Origin of the sequence: Actinoplanes sp. NPDC048988, assembly GCF_043197815.1 — a bacterium.
Lineage (GTDB): Bacteria > Actinomycetota > Actinomycetes > Mycobacteriales > Micromonosporaceae > Actinoplanes.
The window spans coordinates 312,563-339,136 of record NZ_JBICTW010000006.1 but is presented as its reverse complement, the minus strand read 5'-3'; the positions used below and the strand labels follow the sequence as shown (position 1 = coordinate 339,136).

Annotated in this window: 18 protein-coding genes and 2 pseudogenes; 12 read left to right on the top strand and 8 right to left on the bottom strand. The window is 71.9% G+C overall.

Going from position 1 to position 26,574, the window contains the following annotated elements; genetic code table 11:
* Window positions 1-16: 16 nt before the first annotated feature.
* Window positions 17-7,027 (bottom strand): amino acid adenylation domain-containing protein, encoded by a 7,011-nt coding sequence (locus ACGFJ7_RS22115; RefSeq protein WP_392643476.1) that lies wholly within the window; start codon window positions 7,025-7,027, stop codon window positions 17-19.
* Between the two features lie 235 nt (window positions 7,028-7,262).
* On the opposite strand from ACGFJ7_RS22115, the pseudogene ACGFJ7_RS22110 reads away from it, so the two are divergent.
* The 5 genes and pseudogenes from ACGFJ7_RS22110 to ACGFJ7_RS22090 all read left to right on the top strand — a co-directional run.
* Window positions 7,263-8,234: pseudogene (locus ACGFJ7_RS22110) on the top strand (pyridoxal-phosphate dependent enzyme); the annotation flags it as partial.
* Between the two features lie 29 nt (window positions 8,235-8,263).
* Complete coding sequence (locus tag ACGFJ7_RS22105; RefSeq protein ID WP_392643474.1) at window positions 8,264-9,508, top strand: diaminopimelate decarboxylase family protein; 1,245 nt, start codon at window positions 8,264-8,266, stop codon at window positions 9,506-9,508.
* A gap of 102 nt (window positions 9,509-9,610) precedes the next feature.
* Window positions 9,611-9,883: a hypothetical protein gene (locus ACGFJ7_RS22100; protein WP_360256510.1), complete on the top strand. Its 273-nt coding sequence runs from the start codon at window positions 9,611-9,613 to the stop codon at window positions 9,881-9,883.
* An 11-nt stretch (window positions 9,884-9,894) separates the two neighbouring features.
* The gene (locus ACGFJ7_RS22095; protein ID WP_360256507.1) at window positions 9,895-11,286 is read left to right on the top strand and encodes a DUF4331 domain-containing protein; all 1,392 of its coding nucleotides are present in this window, start codon (window positions 9,895-9,897) and stop codon (window positions 11,284-11,286) included.
* A complete protein-coding gene (locus ACGFJ7_RS22090) occupies window positions 11,283-11,651 on the top strand; it encodes a phospholipase (protein WP_360256504.1) in 369 nt (122 codons plus the stop codon). Before ACGFJ7_RS22095 ends, ACGFJ7_RS22090 begins: the two co-directional genes overlap by 4 nt.
* 95 nt (window positions 11,652-11,746) lie before the next feature.
* On the opposite strand, the gene ACGFJ7_RS22085 is transcribed toward ACGFJ7_RS22090, so the two are convergent.
* Window positions 11,747-12,145, bottom strand: a complete 399-nt coding sequence (locus tag ACGFJ7_RS22085) for a hypothetical protein (protein ID WP_360256502.1) — start codon at window positions 12,143-12,145, stop codon at window positions 11,747-11,749.
* 70 nt (window positions 12,146-12,215) lie between these two features.
* On the opposite strand from ACGFJ7_RS22085, the gene ACGFJ7_RS22080 reads away from it, so the two are divergent.
* From ACGFJ7_RS22080 to ACGFJ7_RS22070, 3 genes are all read left to right on the top strand, one after another.
* A complete protein-coding gene (locus ACGFJ7_RS22080) occupies window positions 12,216-13,889 on the top strand; it encodes an ABC transporter ATP-binding protein (RefSeq protein ID WP_392643472.1) in 1,674 nt (557 codons plus the stop codon).
* Window positions 13,886-15,607 (top strand): ABC transporter ATP-binding protein, encoded by a 1,722-nt coding sequence (locus tag ACGFJ7_RS22075; protein ID WP_392643470.1) that lies wholly within the window; start codon window positions 13,886-13,888, stop codon window positions 15,605-15,607. The genes ACGFJ7_RS22080 and ACGFJ7_RS22075 overlap by 4 nt, the downstream gene beginning before the upstream one ends.
* 93 nt (window positions 15,608-15,700) lie before the next feature.
* Window positions 15,701-17,038, top strand: a complete 1,338-nt coding sequence (locus tag ACGFJ7_RS22070; RefSeq protein ID WP_392643469.1) for a S1C family serine protease — start codon at window positions 15,701-15,703, stop codon at window positions 17,036-17,038.
* A gap of 21 nt (window positions 17,039-17,059) precedes the next feature.
* On the opposite strand, the gene ACGFJ7_RS22065 is transcribed toward ACGFJ7_RS22070, so the two are convergent.
* Window positions 17,060-18,193, bottom strand: coding sequence for a glutamate--cysteine ligase (locus ACGFJ7_RS22065; protein ID WP_392643467.1), 1,134 nt, complete (start codon window positions 18,191-18,193; stop codon window positions 17,060-17,062).
* A gap of 228 nt (window positions 18,194-18,421) precedes the next feature.
* Here ACGFJ7_RS22065 and ACGFJ7_RS22060 point away from each other — a divergent pair, with 228 nt between their 5' ends.
* The gene (locus ACGFJ7_RS22060) at window positions 18,422-19,975 is read left to right on the top strand and encodes a lysyl oxidase family protein (RefSeq protein WP_360256490.1); all 1,554 of its coding nucleotides are present in this window, start codon (window positions 18,422-18,424) and stop codon (window positions 19,973-19,975) included.
* On the opposite strand, the gene ACGFJ7_RS22055 is transcribed toward ACGFJ7_RS22060, so the two are convergent.
* Entirely contained in the window at window positions 19,965-20,894 is a 930-nt protein-coding gene (locus tag ACGFJ7_RS22055; protein WP_392643465.1) for a hypothetical protein, read from the bottom strand. The genes ACGFJ7_RS22060 and ACGFJ7_RS22055 overlap by 11 nt on opposite strands.
* An 87-nt stretch (window positions 20,895-20,981) precedes the next feature.
* On the opposite strand from ACGFJ7_RS22055, the gene ACGFJ7_RS22050 reads away from it, so the two are divergent.
* Window positions 20,982-22,721: a GDSL-type esterase/lipase family protein gene (locus tag ACGFJ7_RS22050; RefSeq protein WP_360256485.1), complete on the top strand. Its 1,740-nt coding sequence runs from the start codon at window positions 20,982-20,984 to the stop codon at window positions 22,719-22,721.
* Window positions 22,722-22,770: 49 nt separating this feature from the next.
* Window positions 22,771-23,157 (top strand): VOC family protein, encoded by a 387-nt coding sequence (locus ACGFJ7_RS22045; RefSeq protein WP_392643463.1) that lies wholly within the window; start codon window positions 22,771-22,773, stop codon window positions 23,155-23,157.
* Here the strand turns inward: ACGFJ7_RS22045 and ACGFJ7_RS22040 are convergent.
* Both ACGFJ7_RS22040 and ACGFJ7_RS22035 read right to left on the bottom strand, forming a co-directional pair.
* Window positions 23,146-23,811: a helix-turn-helix domain-containing protein gene (locus ACGFJ7_RS22040; protein WP_360256481.1), complete on the bottom strand. Its 666-nt coding sequence runs from the start codon at window positions 23,809-23,811 to the stop codon at window positions 23,146-23,148. The genes ACGFJ7_RS22045 and ACGFJ7_RS22040 overlap by 12 nt on opposite strands.
* A 31-nt stretch (window positions 23,812-23,842) precedes the next feature.
* Window positions 23,843-24,103: an SCO0607 family lipoprotein gene (locus tag ACGFJ7_RS22035; protein ID WP_392643461.1), complete on the bottom strand. Its 261-nt coding sequence runs from the start codon at window positions 24,101-24,103 to the stop codon at window positions 23,843-23,845.
* A 68-nt stretch (window positions 24,104-24,171) separates the two neighbouring features.
* On the opposite strand from ACGFJ7_RS22035, the gene ACGFJ7_RS22030 reads away from it, so the two are divergent.
* The gene (locus ACGFJ7_RS22030) at window positions 24,172-25,014 is read left to right on the top strand and encodes an alpha/beta fold hydrolase (RefSeq protein ID WP_392643459.1); all 843 of its coding nucleotides are present in this window, start codon (window positions 24,172-24,174) and stop codon (window positions 25,012-25,014) included.
* Between the two features lie 516 nt (window positions 25,015-25,530).
* Here ACGFJ7_RS22030 and ACGFJ7_RS22025 read toward each other — a convergent pair.
* Window positions 25,531-26,384, bottom strand: a pseudogene (locus ACGFJ7_RS22025) (DNA glycosylase AlkZ-like family protein).
* A gap of 56 nt (window positions 26,385-26,440) precedes the next feature.
* Window positions 26,441-26,569 (bottom strand): hypothetical protein, encoded by a 129-nt coding sequence (locus tag ACGFJ7_RS22020; RefSeq protein WP_392643457.1) that lies wholly within the window; start codon window positions 26,567-26,569, stop codon window positions 26,441-26,443.
* Window positions 26,570-26,574 lie beyond the last annotated feature (5 nt).

The window sequence follows — 26,574 nt, the reverse complement described above, 5'->3', positions numbered from 1 at the left end:
CCGCCGCGGGGCTTCGTCAGGACCGTGAGGTTTCGAGGAGCTCGTCGGCCTGGCGTTGCAGGGTGTCGCGGTCGCCGACCTCGGCCGGGGGCAGGGCGTCGGGTAGCGAGTCCTCGACGAAGTGGACTCGGCGGTCGTACCAGCCCCGGACGCACCAGGCGATCTGGAGCAGGCCGCTGACGAAGACCAGCAGGGCCAGGCTGCGGCCCTCGCCCGTGCCGAAGAACGAACCGACCGAACCGGCCAGCGCGCCGCCCGGGGCGAGCAGCGGCTCGATGTAGCGTTCGGCCAGCGGGCCCACGATGAGGTAGCCGACCGGCATCGTCAGCATCATCAGGGTCAGGAAGACGGCCAGGACGCGGCCCTGCAGGTCGAAGCCGACCTTGTTCTGCACCACCGCGATCCAGTGCGACTCGGCCAGCACCTCGCCGAACGTCAGCAGGAACATGCCCACCACCGCCGTCGTGACGCTGCTTCCGGCGCCGATGACCGTCATGCCGAGGCTGGACACGCCCATGAAGACGATCATGCCGCTGGCCCGACGGGCCGTGCCGCCCCACAGGGTCATGGCCAGGGCGCCGGCCAGGCCGCCGACGCCGCCCGCGCTGAGCACCGCGCCCAGCGCCGGCGGCGAGTGCTCGATGAGCAGCAGCGGGGTGATGACGGCGAAGCCGAGCGTGTAGAGGACATGGTCGACGACGAAGTAGCGCAGGACCGCGCGCAGGCCGGGACGGCGGCTGAGATAGCGCCAGCCGGCTGTCACCTCCGTACGGAAGGACTCTTCCCGTCGCCGCCACAGGCGGTCCGGGAAGCGCACCCACAGCAGGGTGAGCACGCCGGTGAGGAACGACGCGACGTCGATGAGCAGGACTCCGGTCAGGCCGACGACGCCGAACAGCGCCGCGCCGATCATCGGGGCGAACGTGGTGCCGGCCGCGACGCCGAGCTGGGTGATGCCGACCGCGTGGCCCAGGTAGCGCTTGGGCACCAGCTGGGCGACGGCCGCCAGATAGGCCGGGCGCTGGAAGGCGCCGGCCAGGGAGGTGACGGAAACGGCCAGATACAGATGCCATTCCTGTACGGTGCCCGCGAGCATCACGGCGACGACGGCGCCCATGGCGAGCGCCGCGGTCATGTCGCTCGCCAACATCACCCGCCGCCGGTCCCACCGGTCGGCCACCGCGCCGGCGAGCGGCCCGGCCAGGATGCCGGGCAGCAGGCCGATGGCGCTGAGCACCGCGAACTGGGTCAGCGACCCGGTCCGCTGGTAGACCCAGATGCTCAGCACGAGCGAGCTCAGCCCGCTGCCGACGAGCGACACGAACTGCCCGAGGGCGACGACCCCGAACCGTTTCACGCTCGGCTCGGCGGCGGCCTTCGGCGCGGGCGGTTCCTCGCCGGCCGGCGGCTTCGGGGAGCCCAGGCCGGTCAGAACCGCGGCCAGTTCGGTGGCGTGCGACTTGATGAAGAAGTGACCGGCGTTGGGCAGCACTTCGAGGTCCACGTCGGACGCGAAGTGCTCCCATTCGTGATAGCGCTCCTGATAGTGGTCGGTGACCCGGTCGCGCTCGCCGATCACGCTGACCACGGGCGCCTTCAGCAGCGGCGCGGGCGTGCCGCGATAGGCCGCCGTGAAGTACTCCTCGGCGTCCCGCTCGTCGTGCTTGACGTTGCGGACCACGAAAGCCTGTTCCGCCGGATCGTCGACGTCGGTGAAACCGCCGCGCCCGCGCAGGTATTCGATGTACTCACGCTTCGAGCCCATCCGCTGCAGCCGGGTGAACCAGTCGAGGACCGGCCCGGTGAGCCGGGCCGTGGGCAGGCCCGCGCCCAGGCCCACCCCGGCCAGGTCGAGCCCGGCCGCCTCGGCCTGCCGGGCGATCTCGACGGTGATGGCGACGCTGAGGCAGTGGCCGTAGAGCACGAGCGGCCCGGACAGGTTCTTCATCTCGGCCACCACCCGCTCGGCCACCCGGGACGCCGGTTCGAACGGTTCGAACGGCCGGTTGCGGTCGTGGCCGGGCAGTTCGACCGCGTGCAGCGCCCATTCCGGCGGCAGCACGTCGGCCAACGGCTGGTAGGCGATGGCGCTGCCACCCGAGTACGGCACGGCCACCACGGTCCGTCCGCCCGGCGAGGCGTCGTGCCCCGTCAGCCGGTAGAGGAGCGGCCGGCCCTCGGTTTCGGCCGAGACGGCGCCGTGCCGTTCGTCGAGGAGCGCGGCCAGGGCCCGTACCGTCGGATGTTGATAGAGGTCGACGAGGGCGGGCGCCGGATCGATGCGCCGCACCAGCTTGACCGCCGCGAAGGAGTCACCACCGACGGCGAAGAAGTTGTCGTCGATGCCGAGCTCGTCCAGGCCGAGCGTCTCCCGCCAGGCGGCGGCGAGGCGCTTCTCGGTGGGCGTGCGGGCTGCGGCCGGCCGGCGCGTGGGGTCCTCCGCGGGCACCGGCAGCCTCGTGCGGTCGGTCTTGCCGTTGGGGCTGAGCGGCAGGGCGTCCAGGAACACGACCCGGGCCGGCACCATGTGGGTGGGCAGCACCTTGGCCAGAGCGTCCCGTACGTCCTGTTCGGTCCATGCCTCTCCGGCCCGCGGAACCACGTAGCCGATGAGCTGGGTCAGGCCGGAGGCGCCCGGATGCACCGCGGCCGCGCAGGCGGCCACGCCCGGCAGCGCGCCGAGGGCCGCCTCCACCTCGCCCAACTCCACCCGGTAGCCGTTGATCTTCACCTGGTCGTCGAGGCGGCCGAGGAAGTCGATCAGGCCGTCGCGGTGGTAGCGGGCGGCGTCGCCGGACTTGTACATGCGCGCGCCGCCACCCGCGAACGGATCGGCCACGAAACGCTCGGCGGTCAGCTCGGGACGGTCGAAGTAGCCGGTGGCGACGGCCAGGCCGCCCAGATAGAGCTCCCCGACGACGCCGGGCGGCACCGGCTGGCGGTGCTGGTCCAGGACGTACACCCGGCAATTGGGGAACGGCCGCCCGATCGGCAGGGGCGCCTCGGCCGGCAGGTGGGAGACGTCGCCCTCGAAGAAGGAACTGTCGGCCGTCGCCTCGGTGACGCCGTAGGCGTTGACGACCCGCCCGGCGAGCGCCCGCGCGCGCCGGAACTCCCCCACGTGCCACTTCTCGCCGCCGCAGATCAGCAGCCGCACGAAGCTCAGGTCGGCGCCGGTGTCCTCGACGTGGTCGAGCAGCATCCGCAGGACCGCCGGCACGATCTCGGTGCACTCGACCCGCTCGGTACGCATCAGGCCGTAGAAGGCCGCCGGGTCGAGCAACGTCTCACGCGGGACCACCACGAGCCGCCCGCCCGTGCACAGCGCCCGGAAGGTCTCGCAGACGAACATGTCGAACGAGAAACTGGCCTGCTGCTGGTACGTCCACTCCGGACGCAGATCGTAGGCGCGCTGCCACATCCGCACGGCGTGCACGAGGTTGCCGTGGCTGACGACGACACCCTTGGCCCGCCCGGTCGAACCCGAGGTGTACATGACGTACGCGGGATCGGTGCGGGTGGTGACGAGCGGCGGGTCCGTATCGGCGAATTCGCTGGTACGGCGTGGATCCAGCACCTCGGCGCCATCCAGTACGGCGTTGTCGTCCCACGCCACCAGAATGCGGGACCGGCTGTCGGCCAGCATGTAACGCAGCCGATCCTCCGGGTACGCCGGATCGAGCGGCACGTACGCCGCGCCGGCCTTCAGCACACCCCACATGGCGACGAACAGTTCGAGGCCCCGGTCGAGACAGATCGCGACCCGGTCGCCCGGTTCCACGCCCCGCGCGCGCAGCGCCCAGGCCACCTTGTTGGCACGGCCGTTGAGCTCCCGGTAGTCGATCGTCTCACCGAGGTGGGTCAGCGCGGGCGCGCCCGGTGTGGTGGCGGCGATGTGCTCGAGGAACTGCTGGACGGCGACCTCGCCGGTCAGCTCGAACCCGGTGTCGTTCCACTGCCGCAGAATGAGGTCGCGCTCGTCCTCGCCCAGCATCGGCAGGTGCGAGACCGCCGTCTCCGCCTCACGGGTACCGGCGCCGACCAGGGCGAGCAGGTGCCGGGTCAGCGCCTCGATCCGCTCGGAGTCGTAGAGCTCGGTGGCGTAGTCGACGTTCAGGGTGGCGCCCTCGGCCGACAGGTCGAGCCCGATCGTCAGGTGGTCCATCGTCGTGCTCGGCCCAGCATCGCCGAGGTAGCGCAGCTCCGCCGAGTCACCGAGCGGCGTGTTGTGCACGATGAGCACGACCGGCCCGAGCCCGTTGCCTCCGTTGAGGTTGCGCCGCCCGGCCGCCGCGAGGATGTCGGGATAGGCGACGTCCTGGTGCTCGAGGTCGGAGGCGAAGGCGTTTCCCGTACGCGAGACCAGCTCCCGGAAGCTCAGCCCGCCCGGAACGGCACCCCGCACCGGAATCACGTTGATGGCCATGCCGATGTGGTCCTCCAGCGCCGGCCGGGTCCGCCCGGCCACGGTCGCCAGCACGGTCACGTCCTGCTTGCCGGTGTACCGGTACAGCAACGTCTGAAGCCCCGCGAGCAGCAGAACGAACAGGCTCGACCGCTGCTCCCGCGCGAAGTCACGCCACCCCGCGACCTCGTCGAGGTCGAGTGCCCGGGAGAGCCGCGCGGCGGTGTAGACCGGCGCCTGCGGCCGCGGCCGGTCGGTCGGCAGCTCGGCGCTCAGGTCCACCCCGTCGAGCCGCTCCCGCCAATAGCCGGTAGCCGCGGGCTGAACCGGCGGCCCCGGCAGCGGAACCGTTCCGCCGGCCGGACTCCGCCCGTCGCGCAGCGCCCGATAGATCTCGGCGAGTTCGGCCCCGAAGAGCCCCGCCGACCACCCGTCGAAGACCAGGTGGTGTACGGCCAACAGCAGTTCCGAGCCCTGGACGCGCACCCGGGCCAGCGGCGCCACGCTCAGGTCGAACGGCTCCACCGCCTCGCCCTCGACCAGCGGAATGGCAACGTCGTCCTCGAACACGAAATGCGGATCGTCGCCGATCGTCGCCACCCGCGCCCGCAGCATCGGGTGCCGGCGGACCATCTCGTCGAGGGCCGGCCGCAGAAGATCGCGCCGCACCGCTTCGTCGAACCGGTACCGGATCCGGAGCGTGTGCACGGGACGACCGGCACCGATCTGCTCGGCGATCCAGAATTCCCGCTGAAGCGGCGTCAACGGCAACGGCACCGCCACATCCCACACACCCGGCTCGGCGTCCGCAGCGCGCCGACCGCTTCCCGCCGCACCCGTCGGCGCGAGCCCGCCGGCACGCGGCGTCGGCGCGGCGCTCGATGCGGGCGCGGCGCTCGACGCGGGCGCGGCGCTCGACGTGGCCGCGGCGGTCAGCTCGGTCAGTGTGGGCGCGGCGTAGAGGTCGCTGAGCGTCAGCGCAACACCGGTCTCCCGGTGCAGCGCGCCGAGAAGGCGCACGGCGACCAGCGAGTCGCCACCCGCGGCGAAGAAGTCGTCCGCCTCGCCCGGAAGCAGCCGCCGCCACAGCCGCGCGACGGCGTCCGCGAGGCCCACGACCGAGCGGGAGCCGGCATCCACCGTACCGCCCGTGACGGGTTCGGAGTCGCCGGCCGGTGCGGGAGGGTTCGCGGCGGCCAGCGCCTGGCGATCGGTCTTTCCCTGCGGCGTGCGGGGGAAGGCCGCGTGCCGGATGAAGGCCGAGGGGAGCAGGTGCGGGGGCAGATCGGCGGAGAGCGTTTCCCGCACGGAGGAGATGTCGTCGGCCGTGGTCAGCAGATGCGCCACCAGGCGGTCGCCGTCGCCCAGCACCACGGCGTCGGTGATGCCGGGCAGGCGGCGCAGGGCGGCCTCGACCTCGCCGGGCTCGACGCGGAACCCGCGGATCTTCAGCTGGCGGTCGACGCGGCCCAGATACTCCAGTTGGCCGTCGCGCCCGCGCCGTACGCGGTCGCCGGTACGGTATTCGCCGTTCGGGAAACGCTCGGCCGTCAGCTCGGGGCGGTGCAGATATCCGGTGGCCACGAACGGGCCGCCGATGTGCAGTTCGCCCTCGTCGGCCGGGACGCCGTCGCGGTCGAGCACGCGGCAGCGCACGCCGGTCAGCGGGTGCCCGATCGGCACCGGGCCGTCGCCGGCCCAGGTGGTCAGGTCGGCCACGGTCACCACGACAGTGGTTTCGGTCGGGCCGTAGGTGTTGAGCAGCCGCACGCTGTCCCCGGCCACGCGCTGCCATTCACGCACCGCCGACACCGAGACGGCCTCACCGCCGATGATGACCGTGTGGACCGCCGGCGGCAGCGGCACCTCGCCGCGGGTGAGGGCGCCGAGCACTTCCAGCCAGTACGAGGTGGGCAGGTCGAGCACGGTCACGCCCAGCTCGGCGCAGCGCCGCAGAAACAGCTCGGGCCGGCTGATCATCTCGTCGTCCCGGATCACCACGGTGGCGCCCACGCTGAGCGGCACGAAGATCTCCTCGACGCTGGCGTCGAAGCTGATCGGCGCGAAGTGCAGCCACCGATCCTCCGCGGTCACGCCATACCGCTCACCCGCCGCCGTGCAGAAGGCCGCCAGCGCCCGCCGCGGCACAAGCACCGCCTTGGGCCGCCCCGTGGACCCCGACGTGAAAATCGCATACGCCGGCGCCTCAGCCCCAGAACCGGTGGGTTGGTCCGCGGGGAAGGGCAACGTCCGCGGGCCGGGGTTCGGCGGGATGGGGTTGCCCAGGATCAGGCGTGGGGCGGCGTCCGAGACCATCGCGGCCAAGCGGGACCGTGGGTACGACGGATCCAGGGGTACGTAGCCGGCGCCCGCCGCGAGGATGCCCAGCATGGCGATGACGGCGTCGCGGCCCCGGGGCAGGGACAGGCCTACCAGGTCACCCTCGATGACCCCCGACTCGCGCAGCTGGGTGGCTACGGCGGCGGCCCGGGACAGCAGCTCGGCGTAGCTGACGGAGCCGGCGCCGTCGGTGAGGGCGGGGGCGTCCGGGCGCCGGCGGGCCTGGGCGGCGATGAGGGTGAGCGGATCCCGGGCGGGTTCCGGCGAGTGGGCGAAAGGCATGCGCGACACCCTCGGAAACAAAGTGGACACCGGAATTAACGGCGGATGATCAGGTCCTGAATTCACCTGACGTGGGACCGTTTCGCCCGCACGCCAAGAAAGCACTGGTCATCGGCGGCGCAAAGCCTATGGGTAATGGGAAGTTCATAATCATTAGTGAACATGTCATTTATCAATGACGAAGTGTCACTCGGTTTCGGCGCGTGTTCGAAAAAGGCGTGTGACGATGCACCGCATGCGTTTTGCCTCCTCGATCGTCGAACTCATCGGAAACACGCCGCTGGTGCGGGTGCAACGGGTGGCCGCGCACGTCGCGCCGACCGTGCTGGCCAAGGTCGAATACCTGAACCCGGGCGGGTCGGTGAAGGACCGGGTCGCGATCCGGATGATCGAGGCGGCCGAGCGGGACGGGCGGCTGCGGCCCGGCGGCACGATCGTCGAGCCGACCTCCGGCAACACGGGGGCCGGGCTGGCGCTGGCCGCGCACGGCAAGGGATACCGCTGCGTCTTCGTCTGCCCGGACCGGGTCAGCCAGGACAAGCGGGACGTCCTGCGGGCGTACGGGGCCGAGGTCGTGATCTGCCCCTCGACCGTCCCCCGGGAGCACCCCGACTCGTACCACTCGGTCTCCGACCGCCTGGCCGCCGAGATCGACGGGGCCTGGAAACCCGACCAGTACACCAACCCGGACGGGCCGGCCAGCCACGCCGCGACGACCGGGCCGGAGATCTGGCGGGACACCGACGGGCGGGTCACCCACTTCGTGACCGGGCTGGGCACCGGCGGGACGCTCAACGGCACCGGCCGGTTCCTCAAGCGGATGGGGCCGGTCCGGGTGATCGGCGCCGCCCCGGAGGGTTCCGTCTACGCCGGCGGCAACGGGCAGGGCTACCTGGTCGAGGGGATCGGGCAGGACTTCTTCCCGCTCACCCACGATCCGGCGGTGCCGGACGAGATCGTCTCGGTGTCCGACGCCGAGACGTTCGCGATGACCCGGCGGCTCGCCCGCGACGAGGGGCTGCTGGTCGGCGGGTCGAGCGGCGCCGCCATGGTGGCCGCCCTGCGGGTGGCCGAGCGGCTGAGCCCCTCCGACGTGGTGGTGGTGCTTCTGCCCGACGGCGGCCGCGGCTACCTCACCAAGATCTTCAACGACGACTGGATGACCGTCCACGGATTCGACGTGCCCACGCACGCCGTCACCGCGGCCTGAGAACCGAAAGACACCCCACCATGCCGATGAGTGACGATTTCGACCGGCGCCTGCGCGCCGTTCTGCCGCGGATCGCCGAACGGTTCGGTACGCCGTTCTACCTCTACGACGCGGCCGGCATCGACCGGACCGCGACGGCGTTCACCGAGGCCTTCGCCGGAATGGACTGCCGCGAGTACTTCGCGGTCAAGGCGCTGCCCAATCCCACGATTCTGCGGCGGCTGGCCGCGCACGGTTTCGGCTTCGACTGCAGTTCGCTGCCGGAGATCGAGCTCGCGCGGGCCACCACGGGCGAGCTCTTCTTCACGTCCAACAACACCACCACGGCCGAGCTGCTGGCGGCGCTGGAGGCGGGCGCCTTCGTCACGGTCGACGACGAGGTCGTGCTGGACAAGCTGATCGCCGCCAACGCCGTGCCGTCCGCGCTCGGTTTCCGGATCAATCCGGGCCCGCTGGCGCCCGACTTCGACGCCGAGCTCTTCGGCCATCCCCAGGCGGCCAAGTTCGGCATCCCCGTGGAACGGCTGGCCGCGGTCGTCGCCAAGGCGGCACACCACGGCGTACGGGCGGTGGGTCTGCACATGATGATCGCGGCGAATTTCCGTACGCCGGAACCCACGCTCTTCGCCCTTGATCTGCTCACCGCGCAGGCGTTGCGGCTCAGCGTCGAGGTCGCCCTGCTGAACGTCGGCGGCGGCATGGGCATCCCCTACCGGCCGGGCGAGACGCCCCTCGATCTCACCGCGCTGGCCGCCGCCGTCCGTGACCGCGTCGGCGCCTGGCCGGCCGGTTTCCGGCCGCGGATCTGCTTCGAGAACGGCCGCTACATGACCGGGCCGCACGGCGTGCTGGTGACCCGGGTGGTCAACCGGATGTCGAAGTACCGCGAGGTGGCCGGCGTGGACAGCACGGTGAACGCGCTGCTGCGCTCGGTCGTGTACGACGGCGTCTACCACCACGTGACCGCCCCGTTCGCCGACGGGCCGGTCGAGACGGTCGACGTCGTCGGCTCGCTGTGCACCAACATCGACCGGCTGGCCGTCCAGCGGGACCTGCCGCCGGTGGCCGAGGGCGACCTGCTGATCGTGCACGACACCGGCGCTCACGCCCACGCGATGGCGTCGGTCTACAACGGGAGGCTGCGGCCGAAGGAGCTGCTGCTGCACGCGGACGGCTCGGTCGAGCTGATCCGCCGGGCCGAGACGGACGACGACTACTTCGCCACCCTGAGCTTCGAGCCGGAGATGATGAGCCCGGAGATGGCTCGGTGATTTTTTGGGAGCGCTCCGGTTGAACCCTGCGCGGGGTGGATCACGTACTGACCGGCGTCGACATGCATCGCCTGGAGATTCCGGTCCTACGAAAGGTCAAGCATGAGCCGCTCTCGCTACCGCGCGCCGGGACACACCTGGTTGTCCCGCCGCCGAGTCCTCGCCCTCGCCGCGACCGGCGTCGGCGTCTCGGCGGCCTCGGTCGCCGGGCTGAGCCTCGCCGGTGAGAACGAGCCGGCCGGTGACGGATCCCCGCTGGTCATCTCGATCCGGGACGCCAAGAAGGGCACCATCGACGTCTTCTCCGGCCAGAAGCTGAAGACGATCACCGACAAGAAGCTCGTCGCCAGCCTGCTCAAAGCCGCTTCTCGCTAAGGGGATCCCAGATGTCTTCACACCGCGAGGCGCCGGAGATCAGCAAGGATCCGGTGGCCGACAGCTCCGACCTGTACGCCTTCGTCAGCCCCGACGACCCGGACACGGTCACCCTGATCGCCAACTACGTGCCGCTGCAGCTTCCGGCCAGTGGCCCGAACTTCTTCGAGTTCGGCGACGACGTCGTCTACGCGATCCACATCGACGCCGACGGCGACGCCCGGGCCGAGGTGACGTACGAGTTCCGGTTCCGCACCGAGCTGCGCAACAACAAGACGTTCCTCTACAACACCGGCCCCATCGAGTCGCTGGACAGCGAGAACTGGAACCGCCGCCAGTTCTACTCGGTGACCAAGGTCGACAAGCACGGCAAGAGCACGGTGCTGGCCAATAAGCTGCCCTGCCCGCCCTGCAACGTCGGCAAGGTCTCGATCGCCGACTACGACGCCCTGGCCGAGGACGCCGTGCACAAGCTCAAGACCGGTGAGAAGGTCTTCGCCGGCCAGCGGGCCGACGCCTTCTTCGTCGACCTGGGCGCCATCTTCGACCTGGGCACGCTGCGCCCGTTCCAGGACAAGCACCTGGTCGGCCAGCAGCTGTTCAACTACGCCGGCAAGGCGGTGAACGCCACCGACAAGACGAACGTGCACAGCATCGCCCTGCAGATTCCGGTTCATCTCGTACGCCGTGACGGCAAGAAGAAGGTCCGCGGCCGCGACGCCGGCGCCGTCATCGGCGTGTGGACGTCGGCCAGCCGCCAGCAGGTCCAGGTCCGCGACGGCTCCTCGTCGGGCGACGTGGCCGTCGGCCCGCAGGTGCAGGTGTCCCGGCTCGGCAACCCGCTGTTCAACGAGGTCATCGTGCCGATGGCCGAGAAGGACAAGTGGAACAGCCTGCCGCCGAGCGAGGACAAGCGTTTCGCCGGCTTCGTGGCCACCCCGGAGCTGGGCGCGCTGCTGCCGGTGCTCTACCCGGGCCTGTTCGACAACCTGGCCGCGCTCAACAAGACCAAGAAGCCGCGGGCCGACCTGCTGGCGATCCTGCTCACCGGTGTCCCGGACGGCCTGATCGACGGCTTCCAGAACAACACCGGTGACGTGCAGGCCGACATGCTGCGCCTGAACACGGCGATCCCGCCGGCCAAGAAGGAGAACAAGTTCGGCGTCCTGGGCGGCGACGTGGCCGGCTTCCCCAACGGCCGCCGCATCGCCGACGACGTGGTCTCCATCTCGCTGCGCGCCATCGCCGGCGCGACGGTGCCGCTGGTCGACGCCGGCTTCAAGCCGGACGCCGCGGCCGCGCTGGTCGAGCAGGGGCTGAGCATCAAGGACTCGAGCGCCAAGCCGCTGAAGAAGTTCCCCTATCTGGGAACCCCCTTCGACGGCTTCTCGAACCCGTCATGACGCACACCCATCACCACACCATTCACCACACCATGGCCCCCTCGGGCCAGGGCACGGTGATGCTCGACATCGGCGGCGACATCGGCGCCCTGATCATCCACACCGACGCCCGCTGGCACGGCCACGAGATCGAGGTGAGCCCGGCCGCCGACCCCGCGCACCGCACGCACGCCGCGGTCCGGGCCCGCCACATCAGCGGCGGCGTCACCTATTGCGCGGTCATCGACGCGCTGCCCGCCGGTACGTATCTGATCTGGCAGGCGACGGTCAACCCCTTGACCCATCTGGAGGTACGCGGCGGGGCCGTCACGGAGTACGCCTGGCCGGCCCACGCCGTACCGGCCCGGGGTCTCGTCTCGCCCTGATCGCCTGGGCGGCGATCAGAACGGCGGCGGACGGCAGAAGCAGGGCCACGGCGACGTCCCCCGTGGCCCTGCTCGGCGACTGGACGGGTGAACGTCTAGAAGGGCGGGGCGTCCGACCCGGGCGAAAGCGGAAGCCGCTCGCGGTTGCCGTTCCGCTTCGCCGCCGGCCACCGCTCGTCGATGACGGCCGCCGCGGCCCGGCAGTCCGGGCAGGCGTCGTCCCGCCCCGGAACCCACGGGTACGGCGAGGCGGTGACCCGCTGGTGCCGGCCGCAGAGCGTCGCCCCGAAATACCCGTGCCCGTGGACCAGACCGTCCGCCGTCCCGTCGGCCCGCTCCCACCGCCGATCCACCGGCTCGTACTGCGGCCGCGTCACATCCCCCGGCCCAGCCCAGACCGTGGCCCGCGCATGACACCAGCCGCAGGCCCACTCCTGATGCGGCTCGGCACTCGGCAGCCGCCCCATCTCCCGCCCACACACGTCACACCGCACGCCGGCATTATGCGAGGCCGCGGGCTCTTAGGCTAGCCTTACTTGATCTTTTGAGTAGGGAGCTCGGCGGTTGTCCAGAAAAGCGAAGCCCGGCACGGCGATCCTGCGCCGGGCGGTCGTCCGCAACGGCAAGCGGCTCTGGACCGGTACCGCCCTGGCCGGGCTGTACCAGCTGTGCGCGGCGCTCGTGCCGGTGCTGATCGGGGTCATCGTCGACCGGGCGGTCGGCCGGGGCGACTGGGCGGCCCTGGCCACCTGGATCGGGGTTCTGGCCCTGGTTTATCTCGTGCTGGCGCTCTCCTACCGCTTCGGCGCGCGCAACCTTCAGCGGGCCATCGCCGAGGAGAGCCACCAGCTGCGGGTCGAGGTCGCCGCCAAGATTCTGCACCCGCGCGGGCTGCGGACCGACCAGCGCTCCGGCGACCTGCTCACCGTCACCACCACCGACGCCGAGTACACGTCCTACTTCCTCGACCACATCCCGCGGATCACCAGCGCCTTCGTCGCGGCCGCGGTCAGCGCCGTCACCCTGCTCGTGATCTCGCTGCCGCTCGGGCTGATCGTGCTCGTCGCGACGCCGATCGTGCTGGCCACCCTCAACCTCACCGCGCCGCTGATCGCGCGCCGCGTCGCCGACCAGCAGGATCAGGCCGGCAAGGCCACCTCGCTCGCCACCGACCTGGTCACCGGTCTGCGCCCGCTGCGCGGCATCGAGGGGCAGGACGCCGCCGCCGAGCGCTACCGGGTCGTCAGCCGCCGGTCGCTGGCCGCCACCGTGCGCGCCTCCCGCACCCAGAACGCGTACCAGGGCGCCTCTTCGCTGCTCAGCATGCTGCTGGCCGGCGGCGTCGCGATCACCGCGGGCTGGTTCGCGCTGACCGGCCGGATCACCATCGGCCAGTTCATCACCGTGATCGGTTCGGCTCAGTTCCTCATCGAGCCGTTCGGGGTGCTCGCCGTGGTGCCGAGCTGGGTGGCCACGGCCCGGGCGTCGGCCGACCGGGTCGCCGCGGTCACCGGGGCCGGGCACATTCTGCGGGAAGGGACCAAGACCGTTTCCGGTACGCCGTACGAGCTGCGCCTGGACGACGTCTCCCACGGACCCCTCTCCCGCCTCGACCTGCACGTCCGGTCCGGTGAGTTCGTCGGGGTGGTCGCCCATCGGCCCGCCGACGCGGAGGCCCTGGTGCGCCTGCTGGCCGTGCCCGAGGCGTACGACGGCGCCATTCTCCTGAACGGTGAGCGCCTGGAGACGGTGGACCGGGACGAGGCGCGGCGCCTGCTGCACGTCGAGCCGCACCAGACCGACCTGTTCACGGGCACGCTGGCCGCGAACATCGACCTGCGCGGCGGCGGGCGCCTCGACGACGCCCTGCGGGCGGCCTCGGTCGACTTCCACGAGGAGGGCCTCGACGCGGAGGTCACCGAGCGTGGCACCAACCTGTCCGGCGGCCAGCGTCAGCGTCTCGCCCTGGCTCGCGCGCTGCACGCCCGGCCACCGCTGCTCGTGCTGCACCATCCGACGACAGCGGTGGACGCCGTGACCGAGCAGGGCATCGCCGACGGCATCCGCGAGCTGCGGGACGGGCCCGGTTTCGCCACCGTGGTCGTCACCAGCAGCCCGGCCCTGCTGGCCGCGGCCGACCGGGTCGTCGTCATCGGCGACGGCACGGTCACCGCCGAGGGACGGCACGCCGACCTGAGCGTGCGCGACGAGGACTACCGGCGGGCGGTCCTGCGATGATCCTCCCCGTCGCGAGCCCGCGCGAGAGCCGGGCCTGGCTCGGCCGCGAACTGCGCGCCCGCCTCGCCTCCTCGATCGCCGCCCTGCTCACCGGGTTGCTGGCCGCGGCCGCCTCGATCGCCCCCGCGTACGCGCTGGGCCTGCTGGTCGACCGCATCCGGGCCGGCGGCGACACCGGGGCGATAGTGCCGGTCGCCGTGGTCATCGTGACCGCGGCCGTGGTCGGCGGCGTCGCGACCGGGCTGGCCGGCTTCCTGATCGGCCGGCTCGGCTCCCGGATCCTGGCCGACCTGCGGGAGAGCACCGTCGCCACCGCGCTGCGGCTGCCCGCGCTGGTGCTCGACCGGGCCGGCCGCGGCGATCTGCTGTCCCGGGTCAGCGCGGACATCGCCGCCATCGACCGGGCCGTCAAGGAGGTCCTGCCCGGCATGATCTCGGCGGTTCTGCTGGCCGGGCTGACCCTGGTCGCGATGGCCGGCATCGACTGGCGGCTCGGCCTGGCCGGCGCGGTCGCGGTGCCGCTCTACGTGATCGCCCTGCGCTGGTATCTGCCGCGGGCGGCCCCGTCGTACGCCGAGGAGCGGGTGGCCATCGCCGCCCGCTCGCAGCTGTTCGTCGAGGGCATGCAGGGCCTGCCCACGGTGCACGCCTACCGCCTGGAGGACCGCCAGCTCGACGGCATCGCGGCCGCGTCCGGCCGGGCCCGGGACATCTCGATCACCGTGTTCGGCTTCTACACCCGCTTCGTGGGCCGCGTCAACCGGGCCGAACTGGCGGGGCTGGGCATGGTGCTGGTGGCGGGCTTCTTGCTCGTACGGGCCGATCTGGTGTCCGTGGGTGAGGTGTCCGCCGCCGCGTTGCTGTTCCACCGCCTGTTCGGCCCGATCACGCTGCTGATGGCCACCTTCGACCGGGCCCAGGACGCCGGCGCCAGCCTGGCCCGGCTGGTCGGCGTGCTCGGCATGGACATCGAACGCCGGACGGCGGTGACGGCGCCGGCGGGACGGGAACTCGCACTCGACGACGTCACCTTCGCCTACGCTTGCGACCCCGTCCTCAGCGGCGTCTCGCTGCGGGTGGGGCCGGGTGAGCGGGTGGCGCTGGTCGGCTCCACCGGCGCCGGCAAGACCACGGCGGCGTCGCTGGCCGCGGGCATCCTCAAACCTTCCCAGGGGTACGTCACGGTGGGCGGCGTCCCGGTGAGCGAGCTGCCGCCGCAGACCATCGCGATCGTCAGCCAGGAGACCCACGTGTTCGCCGGGCCGCTGAGCGAGGACCTGCGCCTGGCCCGCCCCGAAGCCACGGACGAGGAAGTCGCCGCGGCCCTGGACCGGGTGGGCGCCCTGACCTGGGCCCGGGAACTGCCGGACGGCCTGGACACGGTGGTCGGCGACGGCGGCCACCAGCTGACGGCCGCGCGGGCGCAGCAACTGGCCCTGGCCCGCGTGGTGCTGCAGGACCCACCGGTGGTGGTGCTGGACGAGGCGACGGCCGAGGCCGGGAGCGAGGGCGCGCGGGACCTGGAGCAGGCGGCGACGGCCGCCCTGGAGGGCCGGACGGCGCTGCTGGTGGCGCACCGCCTCACCCAGGCCGCCTCGGCCGACCGCGTCATCGTCATGGAACACGGCAAAATCGTCGAGGACGGCCCGCACACCGATCTGGTGGCGGCGGGTGGCCGCTACGCGCAGCTCTGGGCGGCGTGGTCGAGCCGGGCCTGAACCTCCAAGCTTCGTCCAGCGACCGCACAGCGGGCCCATAGAGTTCCGCACTACACCGGAGGTGAACGAGGCTTCGCCCAGAGGGAGACTCCGGTGACCAACCCCCACCCGCCCATCGGATGGCAGCAGTACCAGCCCTATCAGCCCTACCCGCACCCGTCCCCGCCTCGCCGCCGGGCGAACCACCGGCTGGCGTTGGCGATCGGCGGCGGTGTGGCCGCCCTCGTCGTGGCCGCCGGCGGCGGATTCGCGGCGGGCTGGTCCGCCCACCCGTCCTCCTCGGCGTCCCCCGTGCTTCCGTTCACGCCCGGAAGCGACTCGCGATCCGGCGACGGCGGCCTCGGATCGGGGGCGGACTCAGGCTCCGACCCGGGGTTCGGCTCCGGGGCGGACTCGGGGTCCGGTTTCGGGTCGGGATCCGGCTTCGGGGCCGGGTCCGGCTCGGGCGGGGATGCGACCGGTTCCGCTACGGCCGTGGGCGGCGCCACGTCCAGCCAGGTGGCCGCGGTCGCCGCGAAGGCCGACCCGGCGCTGGTCGACATCACCACGGTGCTGGGCGCCCAGAACGCCGAGGCCACCGGCACCGGCATCGTGCTCACCGCGAACGGCCTCATCCTCACCAACAACCACGTGGTCGCCGGCGCCACCAGCATCACGGTCACCGACATCGGCAACGGCAAGAACTACCGGGCCGCCGTGGTCGGCTACGACCGCGGCGCCGACATCGCCGTACTCCAGCTCTCCAACGCTTCCGGCCTGGCCACCGCCACCCTGGCCTCGTCGGCGACCGTGCGGACCGGCGACCCGGTCGTGGCCATCGGCAACGCCGGCGGCACGGGAGGCACCCCGAGCGCGGTCGGCGGCGCCGTCACCGCCCTCGGCCAGTCGATCACCGCCTCCGACGAGTCGACCGGTTCCTCGGAGAAGCTGACCGGCCTCATCCAGGTGAACGCCGACATCAAGGCCGGCGACTCCGGCGGCCCGCTGCTGAACACCGCCGGCCAGGTGATCGGTGTCGACACCGCCGCCTCGGCCGGCTTCAGCTACCAGTCCTCGGGCCACGCCGGCTACGCCATCCCCATCGCCACCGCCGTCAAGCTGTCCGACCAGATCCGCGCGGGCCGGTCCTCGTCCACGGTCCATGTCGGCGCCACCGCCTACCTCGGCATCGAAACAACCGACAGCGCCAGCTACGCCACCACGGGCCCCGCAGTCCTGGGCGTCGTCGCCGCTTCCCCCGCCGCCACCGCCGGCCTGACCCGAGGCGACGTGATCACCTCGGTGGCCGGCACCAGGGTGGCCTCGGCCACCGCCTTGACCACCGTGCTGGACCGCCACCACCCCCACGACAAGGTCAAGCTCACCTGGACCGACGTCTCCGGTCAGTCCCACACCGCCACCGTCACCCTGGCCACCGGCCCCGTCGGCTGACCGGCGCCGATCCTCGGGCGGTCACCTCGGACAACCCTCGCGCAGCTCGCGGACCAGGGACGAGACGACCGCCTTGAGGCTGCCGTCGTTCGCGTCGGCCACCCGGAGCTGGCGCTGGTAGCTGGCGCCGCCGGCGACTATGTCGCGCAGTTTGGCCAGTTCGGCCGTGCAGCCGAGGGATTCCGCGATCGGCGCCAGGGCCGGCAGCAGTTCCTCCAGGTCCTTGGTGACCAGCAGTTCGTCGCCGGCGGCGTTCTGGATGATGATCGCCTCCATGCCGTAGCGGGCCGCCCGCCATTTGTTCTCGTGGACGAACCAGGGCTGGAGCCTCGGTACCTCACGGCCGGCGTCGAGTTCGGCCGAGAAGTGCTCGACCAGGCACTGCGTCAGGGCGGCGATGGCGCCGATCTCCCAGGCGGTGGAGATGCCGTCGAACGTACGGACCTCGATCGTGCCCCACGCCGGCGAGGGGCGGATGTCCCAGCGCAGCTCGTTCAGCTCCGCGATGACACCGGTGTGCGTCAGGTCGGCCACCAGTTGCTCGTACGCCGGCCAATCGGTCAGTTGCGGCGGCAGCCCGGCCGTCGGCAGTTGCTGGAACATCAGCGCCCGGTTGGACGCGTAACCGGTCCGCTCGCCCGCCCAGAACGGGCTCGACGCGCTCAGCGCCTGGAAGTGCGGCAGATAGGTGAGCAGGCCGTCGATGATGGGCAGCACCTTGCGGCGGTCCTCCACGGCGACGTGCACGTGCACGCCCCAGATCATCATCTGCCGCCCCCACCAGCGGGTACGGTCGATGAGAGTGTCGTACCGGGGCTTGCCCGGCGTCACCTGCTGCTGGAACCACTGACTGAACGGATGGGTCCCGGACGAGATCAGGTCGACGCCCATCGGCTCGGCCAGGTCGCTGACCCGCTGGGCGAGCCGGGTGAGGTCGTCCACGGCGTCACGGGCGCGCCGGTGCGGCGCGCTGACGATCTCGACGGTGTTGGTGAGCAGTTCGCTCGTGACGTGCGGAAAGCCGTCCGCCACACCGATCGCGGCCAGGAGTTCGGGCGCGGCGGGGGCGAGCTCCCCGCTGCGCCGGTCCACACAGGCGATCTCCCACTCGATCCCTAGACGCGATCTGTCCGACCGGGCGAAGTCGATTCCCATTCCCACACTGTACGTAGTCAGGTCTGGCCACAGCGTCACGACGACGGAGACCAGGAGGGTTATCGATGTCTGCCACAGCGGCCCCTGTCCGCGCATCTGACTTTCGGCCGAACGACCACCTCGGCCGAAAGAGATAAATCGCGCCAACCTCACAGGATCCTCACAGCTGTCCTCTTTGGATGTTCGGAGCGACCGCCGCACCGGCGGGCGCCCGACCGGAAGGACCCCATGACCGATCCGATCAAGCACCGCCGGCGATCCCGCGTCATCAGGTACGGCGCGGTGGCGACGACCCTCGCGCTGACCGCCACCGGCGTGGGCGTGGCCCAGGCCGCGGCCGCCCCTCCCCCGGTGTCGTTCGTCGCCGCCACCGGGCACGTGACGGCCGAGCGCTACGACTACGACGGCGAGAAGTACTTCGACTTCGACCTGGGCCTGCACGTCATCGCCGGCAAGGACCCGCTGGAGATCTGGGCCCGCCGCGCCGGCTACGACAAGCCGATCGTGGCCGAGCGGACCGTGGTCCAGAACGGCAAGAAGAAGAAGGTGGCGCTGCCGGCCGGCCTGGTCACCGACTTCAACGGCCTGAAGGACTTCACCACGATCACCATCACCGACTCGGCCGGGGCCGTGGTGACCGAGTACAAGACGCCGTTCTGCGGCAACAGCTGGGTGTCGGCGCGGACCCGGCCGGACGCCCCGGCCACCAACCCGTACCCGACCGGCTGCGGCGGCTACAACCCGTTCACGCTGGGCGCGGTCTGGGGTGTGCAGGCCGGCTGGGACGCCGCGGTCACCGACCAGCCGCAGACCGAGGCCTTCGACCTGCCGGTCGGCGAGTACACCGCCACGGCCAAGGTGAACCCGGCGTACGTCTCGCTGCTCGGCATCCCGGCCGACCAGAGCACCGCCAAGGTCGACGTGACAGTGGTCGACGCCGAGACCGACAAGGGTGGCCTGGCCCGGCTCAAGGCCTCCGAGGCGCCGGCCGCGCCGAGCGCGGAGGACGAGCACGCCGAGGCGGGGCCGCAGGTCTCCACGTACGTGCCGGAGCTGCGCGCGCCGGCCAAGCGGCCCACGCCGCTGAAGGCCGCGCCCAGCGGCGGCCCCCGGCCCGACCTGCGGTCGCTGCCGGCCTGGGACATCGCCCTGTCCACCGAGGAGGGCAAGGACTACGTCAACTTCGGCGCGACGGTGTGGAACGCGGGCACGTCACCGCTGCTGGTCGACGGCTTCCGCCGTACCGGAACCGAGCTGATGGACGCCTACCAGTACTTCTTCGACGCCAAGGGCAACCAGGTGGGCAGCCGCCCGGCCGGCACCATGGAGTGGGATCCGCGCGAGGGGCACAAGCACTGGCACTTCACCGACTTCGCGCAGTACAACCTGCTCGACTCGAGCCAGAAGCTCGCGGTGCGCAGCGGCAAGGAGGCGTTCTGCCTGGCCAACACCGACGCCGTCGACTACACCATCGCGAACGCGAAGTGGCGCCCGGAGAACACCGACCTGTCCACCTCGTGCGGCGCCAACACCGTCGTCGCCGTCCGTGAGGTTCTCGACATCGGCAACGGCGACACGTACAGCCAGTACCGCCCGGGCCAGTCGTTCGAGATCACCGATCTGCCCAACGGCACCTACTACATCCAGGTGCTGGCCAACCCGGCGAAGAAGCTGGCCGAGCTGGACACCACGAACAACTCCGCCCTGCGCCAGATCATCCTGGGCGGCACCCCCGGCAACCGCACCCTGACGGTTCCGCCGGTGCACGGCATCACCGGCTGATCCCGGCCCTCGTCTCGCGGGCGTGGTCGAGCTCCCACACGCCCAGCCGGGCGAGCAGCGCGAGGGCCCGGGGCCGAACCGGCGCCGCCGGGTCCTCGCGTGGGTCGGCGAGATCGGGGCGGGCCGCCAGCGCCGCCGCGAGGGCGCCGGCGGACGACGGCGAGCGCATGAGTTCGACGGCCGGTCCTCGCTCCGGGTAGCTGTCGGCGATAGCGCCGACTCCGGGCGGCGGGGTGGCGCCGACGGTCGCGGCCAGGGCGCCCAGCAGGAAGTCGGTCAGCTCGCAGCGGCCGGCGGGCAGGCCGGGCAGCACTCGCGCCACCTCGGCGCCGGCGCTGCCCGGGCTGTCCACGGCCATCTGGAGCAGCAGGGTGAGGGCGTCCGCGGCGTACCGGTCGGGGACGCCCTCGGTCGCGACCAGCTCGGCCAGCGCCGGCACGGCCGCGGTGATGGTCAGGGCGCCGCCGGCCACGGCCTCGAACAACGCGTCGGCCCGCCGGAATCCGCGTTTCGGGGCCGGCCGGCAGCGCAGCCCTGGGGGCAGCACGACCTCCGGAACGACCGAGACCGGCAGGGCGGCCCGGATCGCTTCCGACTCCTCCTGGGTCATCTCGTGCACCCGGCCGTCCTGCGGGAAGATCCGCAGCGTCATCAGCGAGGCGCCCCACGAGCCCGTGGACGAGCCGCCGTGGAGCCGGGCGATCGCGGCCACCGCCGCGATCTCGTCCCTCGGCTGAACCGGCGGGCCCTCGGACGGAGGCTCCTGCAGCACGGAGAGGGCATTCCAGCCGGTGTCCGGCTCGGGCTGGCGGCGCACCGCCACGAAGCGGTGCCCACGAGCCGCGAGCAGCTCGGCGGCCGCCCGCGCCGAAGCCTCGTCCGGCACGGTGACGGTGTAGGTCTGGGTATAGACGCGCATCTTGGCCGGAACCCTATCCCATTGATTGACATCGATGAGTTGCCGAGCGAGGATGCCTGGGAGCGCTCCCGGCGAAAGGGGACCGTCATGCGACGTCTGTGGATTCTCGCGACGGCGGTGCTGCTGGCCGTCACCGGCTGGGCGGTACCGGCCCGGGCGGCCGTCGACTCCAACATCAGCTTCGTCGGGCGCTGGAACAGGACCAACGCCTCGGCCTACGTGCCCTACTGGGCCGGCGCCTACCTGCGGGTCGGCTTCACCGGCCGGACGGTGAAGCTCAAGCAGCGCAACACCGTCGACCTGTGGGCGAGCATCGACGGCCGGCCGTTCACCGCCGTCAAGGGCTCCGGCACGATCAACCTGACGCCGACGGCCCTGGCCGCCGGCAATCACACGCTGATCGTCAGCTACCGGCAGGTGGCCGGCTCCTACACCGGCGACGCGGTGTTCCAGGGGCTGATCCTGGACGCCGGGGCCACCACGTTCAAGCCGCCCGCGCGGAGCCGGATGGTCGAGTTCATCGGCGACTCGATCACGGCGGGCACGACGAGCAGCCAACTGGCGGTGACCGGCTACGGCTTCAAGACCGGCGAGAAGCTCGGCTACGACCACAGCCAGATCGCCATCGGCGGCATGTGCCTGTCCGAGACCGCCGACGGCTGCTGGGCGCACGAGACCCGGTACTGGATGTCCAGCGGCGGCCAGGCCGGCACCGACGCCTGGGACTTCTCCCGCTACACGCCCGACACCGTCGTCATCAACCTGGGCACCAACGACAAGAGCCACGGCGTGAGCGGCGCCGACTTTCAGGCGAAATACACCACTTTCCTCAGCCGGCTGAGGGCGAGGTTCCCGTACGCGAAGCTTCTGGCCCTGCGCACTTTCATCGGCCGCTACGCCGCGGAGACCCAGGCGGCCGTACGGGCACGCACCGCCGCCGGCGACGCCAATGTGGCGTACGTGGACACCACCGGCTGGCTGCCCGCGGACGGTCTCAGCGACTCGGTGCACCCCAACGACAAGGGCCACCAGGCCATCACCGACCGGCTCGCCCCGATCATCGGCGCTTCCTCGTCGCTCTGCGCGACCGCCACCCCGGCCGTCGCCACCGCCCCCGCCGCCGCGGCGACCACCGTGTGGATGGCCGGCGACTCCACGATGATGAACGCCTCCGCGTGCCCGATCGGCTGGGGCAGCCAGCTCGCCTCGTACCTCACCTCGGAAGCCACCGTGCGCAACAGCGCCGTCGGTGGCCGCAGCATTCAGACCTGGCTGTACGAGGGCAACGTGACCGGCACGAAGAACGCGGCCGGCGAATGCGTGCTCAGCTCGACCTCCTACAGCTCACGGTGGACGGCCATGCTCGCCGGCTTCCAGCCCGGCGACCACCTGATCGTCCAGTTCGGCATCAACGACGGCACGTCGGCCTGCCCCCGGCACGTGGGCTCGGCGCGCTTCAAAGAGCTGCTCGGCGTGATGGCCTCGGCCGCGAAGGCCCGCGGCGTGAAACCGATCTTCGTGACTCCGGTCGCCGCCATCACCTGCAGCGGCGGTACGGCCGTGGGCAACCGGGGCTTCGTCACCGAGACGAAGGACGCGGCCGCCGCCAACGGCGTACCGGTGATCGACCTGCACGCGCGCAGCGTCGCCCTCTACAACACGCTGAAGCTGTGCCCCAACAACGGCGACTACACCACGGGCGCGGTCGGCGCCTTCTTCTGCAACGACCACACCCACTTCGAGGCGGCCGGGGCCAGACAGATCGCCGGTGTCATCGCCACCGCCCTGCGCGAGCAGAACCTCCCGCTCGCCGCCTACCTCAGGTGACGTCCGTTTTCTTCAAGACCTCACTTCCTTTCCGCCGTACGGTCGTCGCATGGCACCCACTTTCCAAGCGATCGGCCTGGCCGTGGCCGACATGGCAACCTCCCTGGCCTTCTACCGCCGCCTGGGCCTGGACTTCCCGCCCGGCGCCGAGAAGGAACCACACGTCGAGACGACAGTCGCGGGCGGCATCCGCCTCATGTGGGACACCCACGCCGCGCTGAAGTCCTTCGAACCGGACTACCGCCCCGGCGAGCCGTCCGGCGGCTGGGCGTTCCTCTGCGCCGACCCGGCCGAGGTCGACCGCGTCCACGCCGAACTCGTCGCGGCCGGCGCCACGTCGGTCAAGGCGCCCTGGGACGCGCCCTGGGGGCAGCGGTACGCCCAGGTCGCCGACCCCGACGGCAACGTGGTGGACCTGTTCGCCTCATCGCAGTAGGGCGCTCAGCGGCACGCCGGCCATCGCCCGCACCTCACGCGCCAGGTGGGCCTGGTCGGCGTAGCCGGCGTCGGCGGCCACGGCCGCGAACGCCGCCCCGCCCCGGGCCAGCGCCACCGCCCGTTGCAGCCGGAAGACCCGGTGCAGCGTCTTCGGCCCGTACCCGAAAGCGTGGTTGGCCCGCCGCTGGAGCTGCCGCGCGCTGAGCCCGCACCGCTCGGCCACCACACCGACCGGCACCCCGGCCCGGGCCGCACCGGCCACCGCGACCATCACCCGGTCGGCCCCCTGCCAGTGCCGCCACGCGGCCGCCGTCAGCGCGGCCAGCGGATCGTCCGCCTCGGCGACGGCCCGCACCTCGGCCGCCGGCCACAGGTCTTCCAACGGCACCTGCCGATCGACGACCTCGCAGGCCGGCACCCCGAGCACCCCCGCACCGGTGCCGGCGCCGAACCGCAACGCCACATGCCGCCGCCCCACCACCGGCATCCCGAGCTGGGCGGTCGTGTCGGGCCCGGCCACGAACACCGTGCCCTCCCGCCAGATCAGATCGAGACATCCGTCCGGCAGGATCCGCGTGGGCCCGTCGCGCGCCTCCGTCACACTGCGCCACGCGACGACGTACGGCAGCTCCGATTTCCATTCCTCGTACATGCCCCGACCTTGCCACGGGGGTACGACAGAATTACCGGATCTCGTTTCCCCGCTGGTCGAGCTTGTGCGACTCCCAGTAGCGGTCCCACTCGTCACCGACCTGCCGCGGCTGTTTGCCCTGCGGGAAGCGCACATACCCCTCGGGCACCGGGTCACCGTCCGGCACGCAGGCCCGCCCGGTGTAACTGTCCACGGCGGCCACCGGGTACTCCCCCGAGCTGCAGATCGACTCCTCGAACGAGCATCCGGCCACGCCGGTCATCATCAAGGCCACCACCAGGAACCGTCTCATGCCGTGAAGTCTTGTCGCCCGCGGAAAAGCGTGCATGGGTACGCGTACTCAACCGCTATCGTGCCGCCATGGCCGACACACACGAGCGCTTCGTGGCCTCCGGGCCGCTGCGGATCTGGACCGAGCGGACCGGGGACCCCTCCCGGCCGGCCGTTCTCATGGTGATGGGGTCGGCCGCTCAGGGCATCAGCTGCCCCGACGAGCTGGTCGGCCGGCTCGTCGAGCGCGGGGCCCAGGTCATCCGGTTCGACCACCGGGACACCGGGCAGTCCAGCGTGATCGACTTCGACGCCCACCCGTACACCATCGGCGACATGGCCCGCGACTGCCTGGCCGTGCTGGACGGCTGGGAACTCCGCACCGCGCACGTGGCCGGGGCCTCCCTGGGCGGCATGATCGCGCAGTGGCTGGGCGTGCACGCGCCCGAGCGGATCCGGTCCCTGACGGTGATCTCCAGCTCGCCGATGGGTCACGATCCCCGCGAGCCCACGGACGATCTGCCGCCGCCGACCGCGGAGTTCCGCGCACACCAGGCCCTCGGCCTGCCGCCGGGCGTGGAGTCCGACGTGGCCCTGTTCCGGGTCTTCAACGGTCCGGTCCGGCCGTTCGACGAGGCGGCCGCGCGGGCCATGCTGGAGCTGGCCCTGTCCCGGGCGATCGACCCGGCGGCCGCGGCCAACCACCACCGGGCCGTCTGGCGGGACGACCCGAGCCTGGCTGCCCCACTGTCGTCGATCACCGCACCCACCTCGGTCGTGCACGGCGACCAGGACCCGATCTACCCGCTCGGTCACGGCCGGGCCGTGGCCGCCGCCATCCCGGGCGCGACGCTGCACGTCGTACCCGGAATGGGCCATGTCCTGACCGCCCCCGGCCTCCCCGAGGAGGTCGCCGACCTGATCCGGTTGTGACCCACCCGAGCACCGGCATCGGGTCCGGCGGCTCAGGACACCTGGGCCGGCTCGAGCGGCCGGCCGGGCATTCATCCCGTTCCCCGCGGCCAAACCGGCCGCAGTCCGGCCGAACGCGGCCGGCCCGGCTCCGGACATCACCTCGTCACCGACGCCCGCAGTGTCCCGTTGGCGACGGCGGTGACCGGCGGTGACCGCAACGATGTCATCCACAGCTCATCCCGCTGCTTCGCGCCATCCCGCTGATCCGCATTGAACGCGGACGGCCCCGCGGCCGGACCCTGAAGATCCACGCCGACCAGGGTAACGACCAGGACGGGAAGCGCGCCGGGGTCCGCGAACTCGGCACAACCCCGGCCCTCGTCCGCCGCGGCACCGAAAACTGCCCATGAGCTGGGCCGGCTTTCGGGAGCAAGGCGGCGGGACCCAGTTCGACAACTCGCTGAAGAGACCGCCCAAGCGCCACCGGCAGACTGGCGCCGGCACGCGGTTCACCAAGCTGGCTGAACAGCGCAGTCAGTTGGCGCGCAGGAAAGCCGTCAGGCGGTCGGCCTCGTCGGTGAGGTCGGTTTGCTCGGCGCGGGTCAGGGGGCACAGTGCGGTCGCGGTGACCGGGCCGGCGGGTGGGGCGGTCCAGGTGGCGGCGACGCGGCCGTCGATGAGGACGACCCGGGTGCCGGCGACCGAGAGGTTGCGGTGGTCGTCGTCGATGATGCGGGTGCGGTCGTGGTAGCCGAGGATCGCGTTGTCGAAGGCCGGCAGGAAACGGACCTGGGCGCGTCGGCCAGGTCGGGCAGGCGGCGGCCCCGGTCGTCGCGGAACTCGGTCAGTTCGTCGCGGAGGGCCGCCACCGACTCGGGGAGGCCGGCCAGGCCGCACCACGCGCGCAGGTCGGCGGTGGCCGCGGGACCGAAGGCGCTCAGGTAGCGGCGGATCAGGTCCTCATCGGCCGGGCCCGGTGGCTCGTCGCCGGGAATCCAGCTGGACAGGGGCAGGTAGCGCCCGCCGGTTGTGCTTCGCCAGACACCGCGCGGTGGCAGCTGGACCGTGGGGAGCAGCGCCGTCAGCGCGGTCTCGCCCAGCACGCGCGGGGTGACCGTGGGCCGGTGTACAGCCAGCTCGCGGCCGGCCTCGCCGACCGAGCGGGGGCGGCCGTCGGCCAGCCGCGCCTCGGCCCGGGCGGCCAGCTCGTCCAGGTCGACTTCGGACAGGACAACTTCGGACAGGTCGACTTCGGACGGGTCGACTTCGGACAGGTCGCGGCGGTACGCGCCGAGGACCCGCTGGCGCAGCAGGGCCTGATGCCGAGGACGCCACGCTCGGGCGTCCTCGGCGGTCACCAGGTGCACGGTGCGGCGCATGAGGTGCATCCGTACGACCGCTCGCTCCTGAAGCAGCCGCGAGAGCTCCGCCGGGTCGAAGGCGCTCAGGCCTGCGCCTGCAACCCGCCCAGGTGGGCCACCGCGTCCCGCACCGGCATGCCGGTGCGCTCGAGCAGATGCTGACGGGCGAGCGTCGCCCGGTTGAGGGCCCGTGTGTCCAGTGGCTCTGTCACGGGCC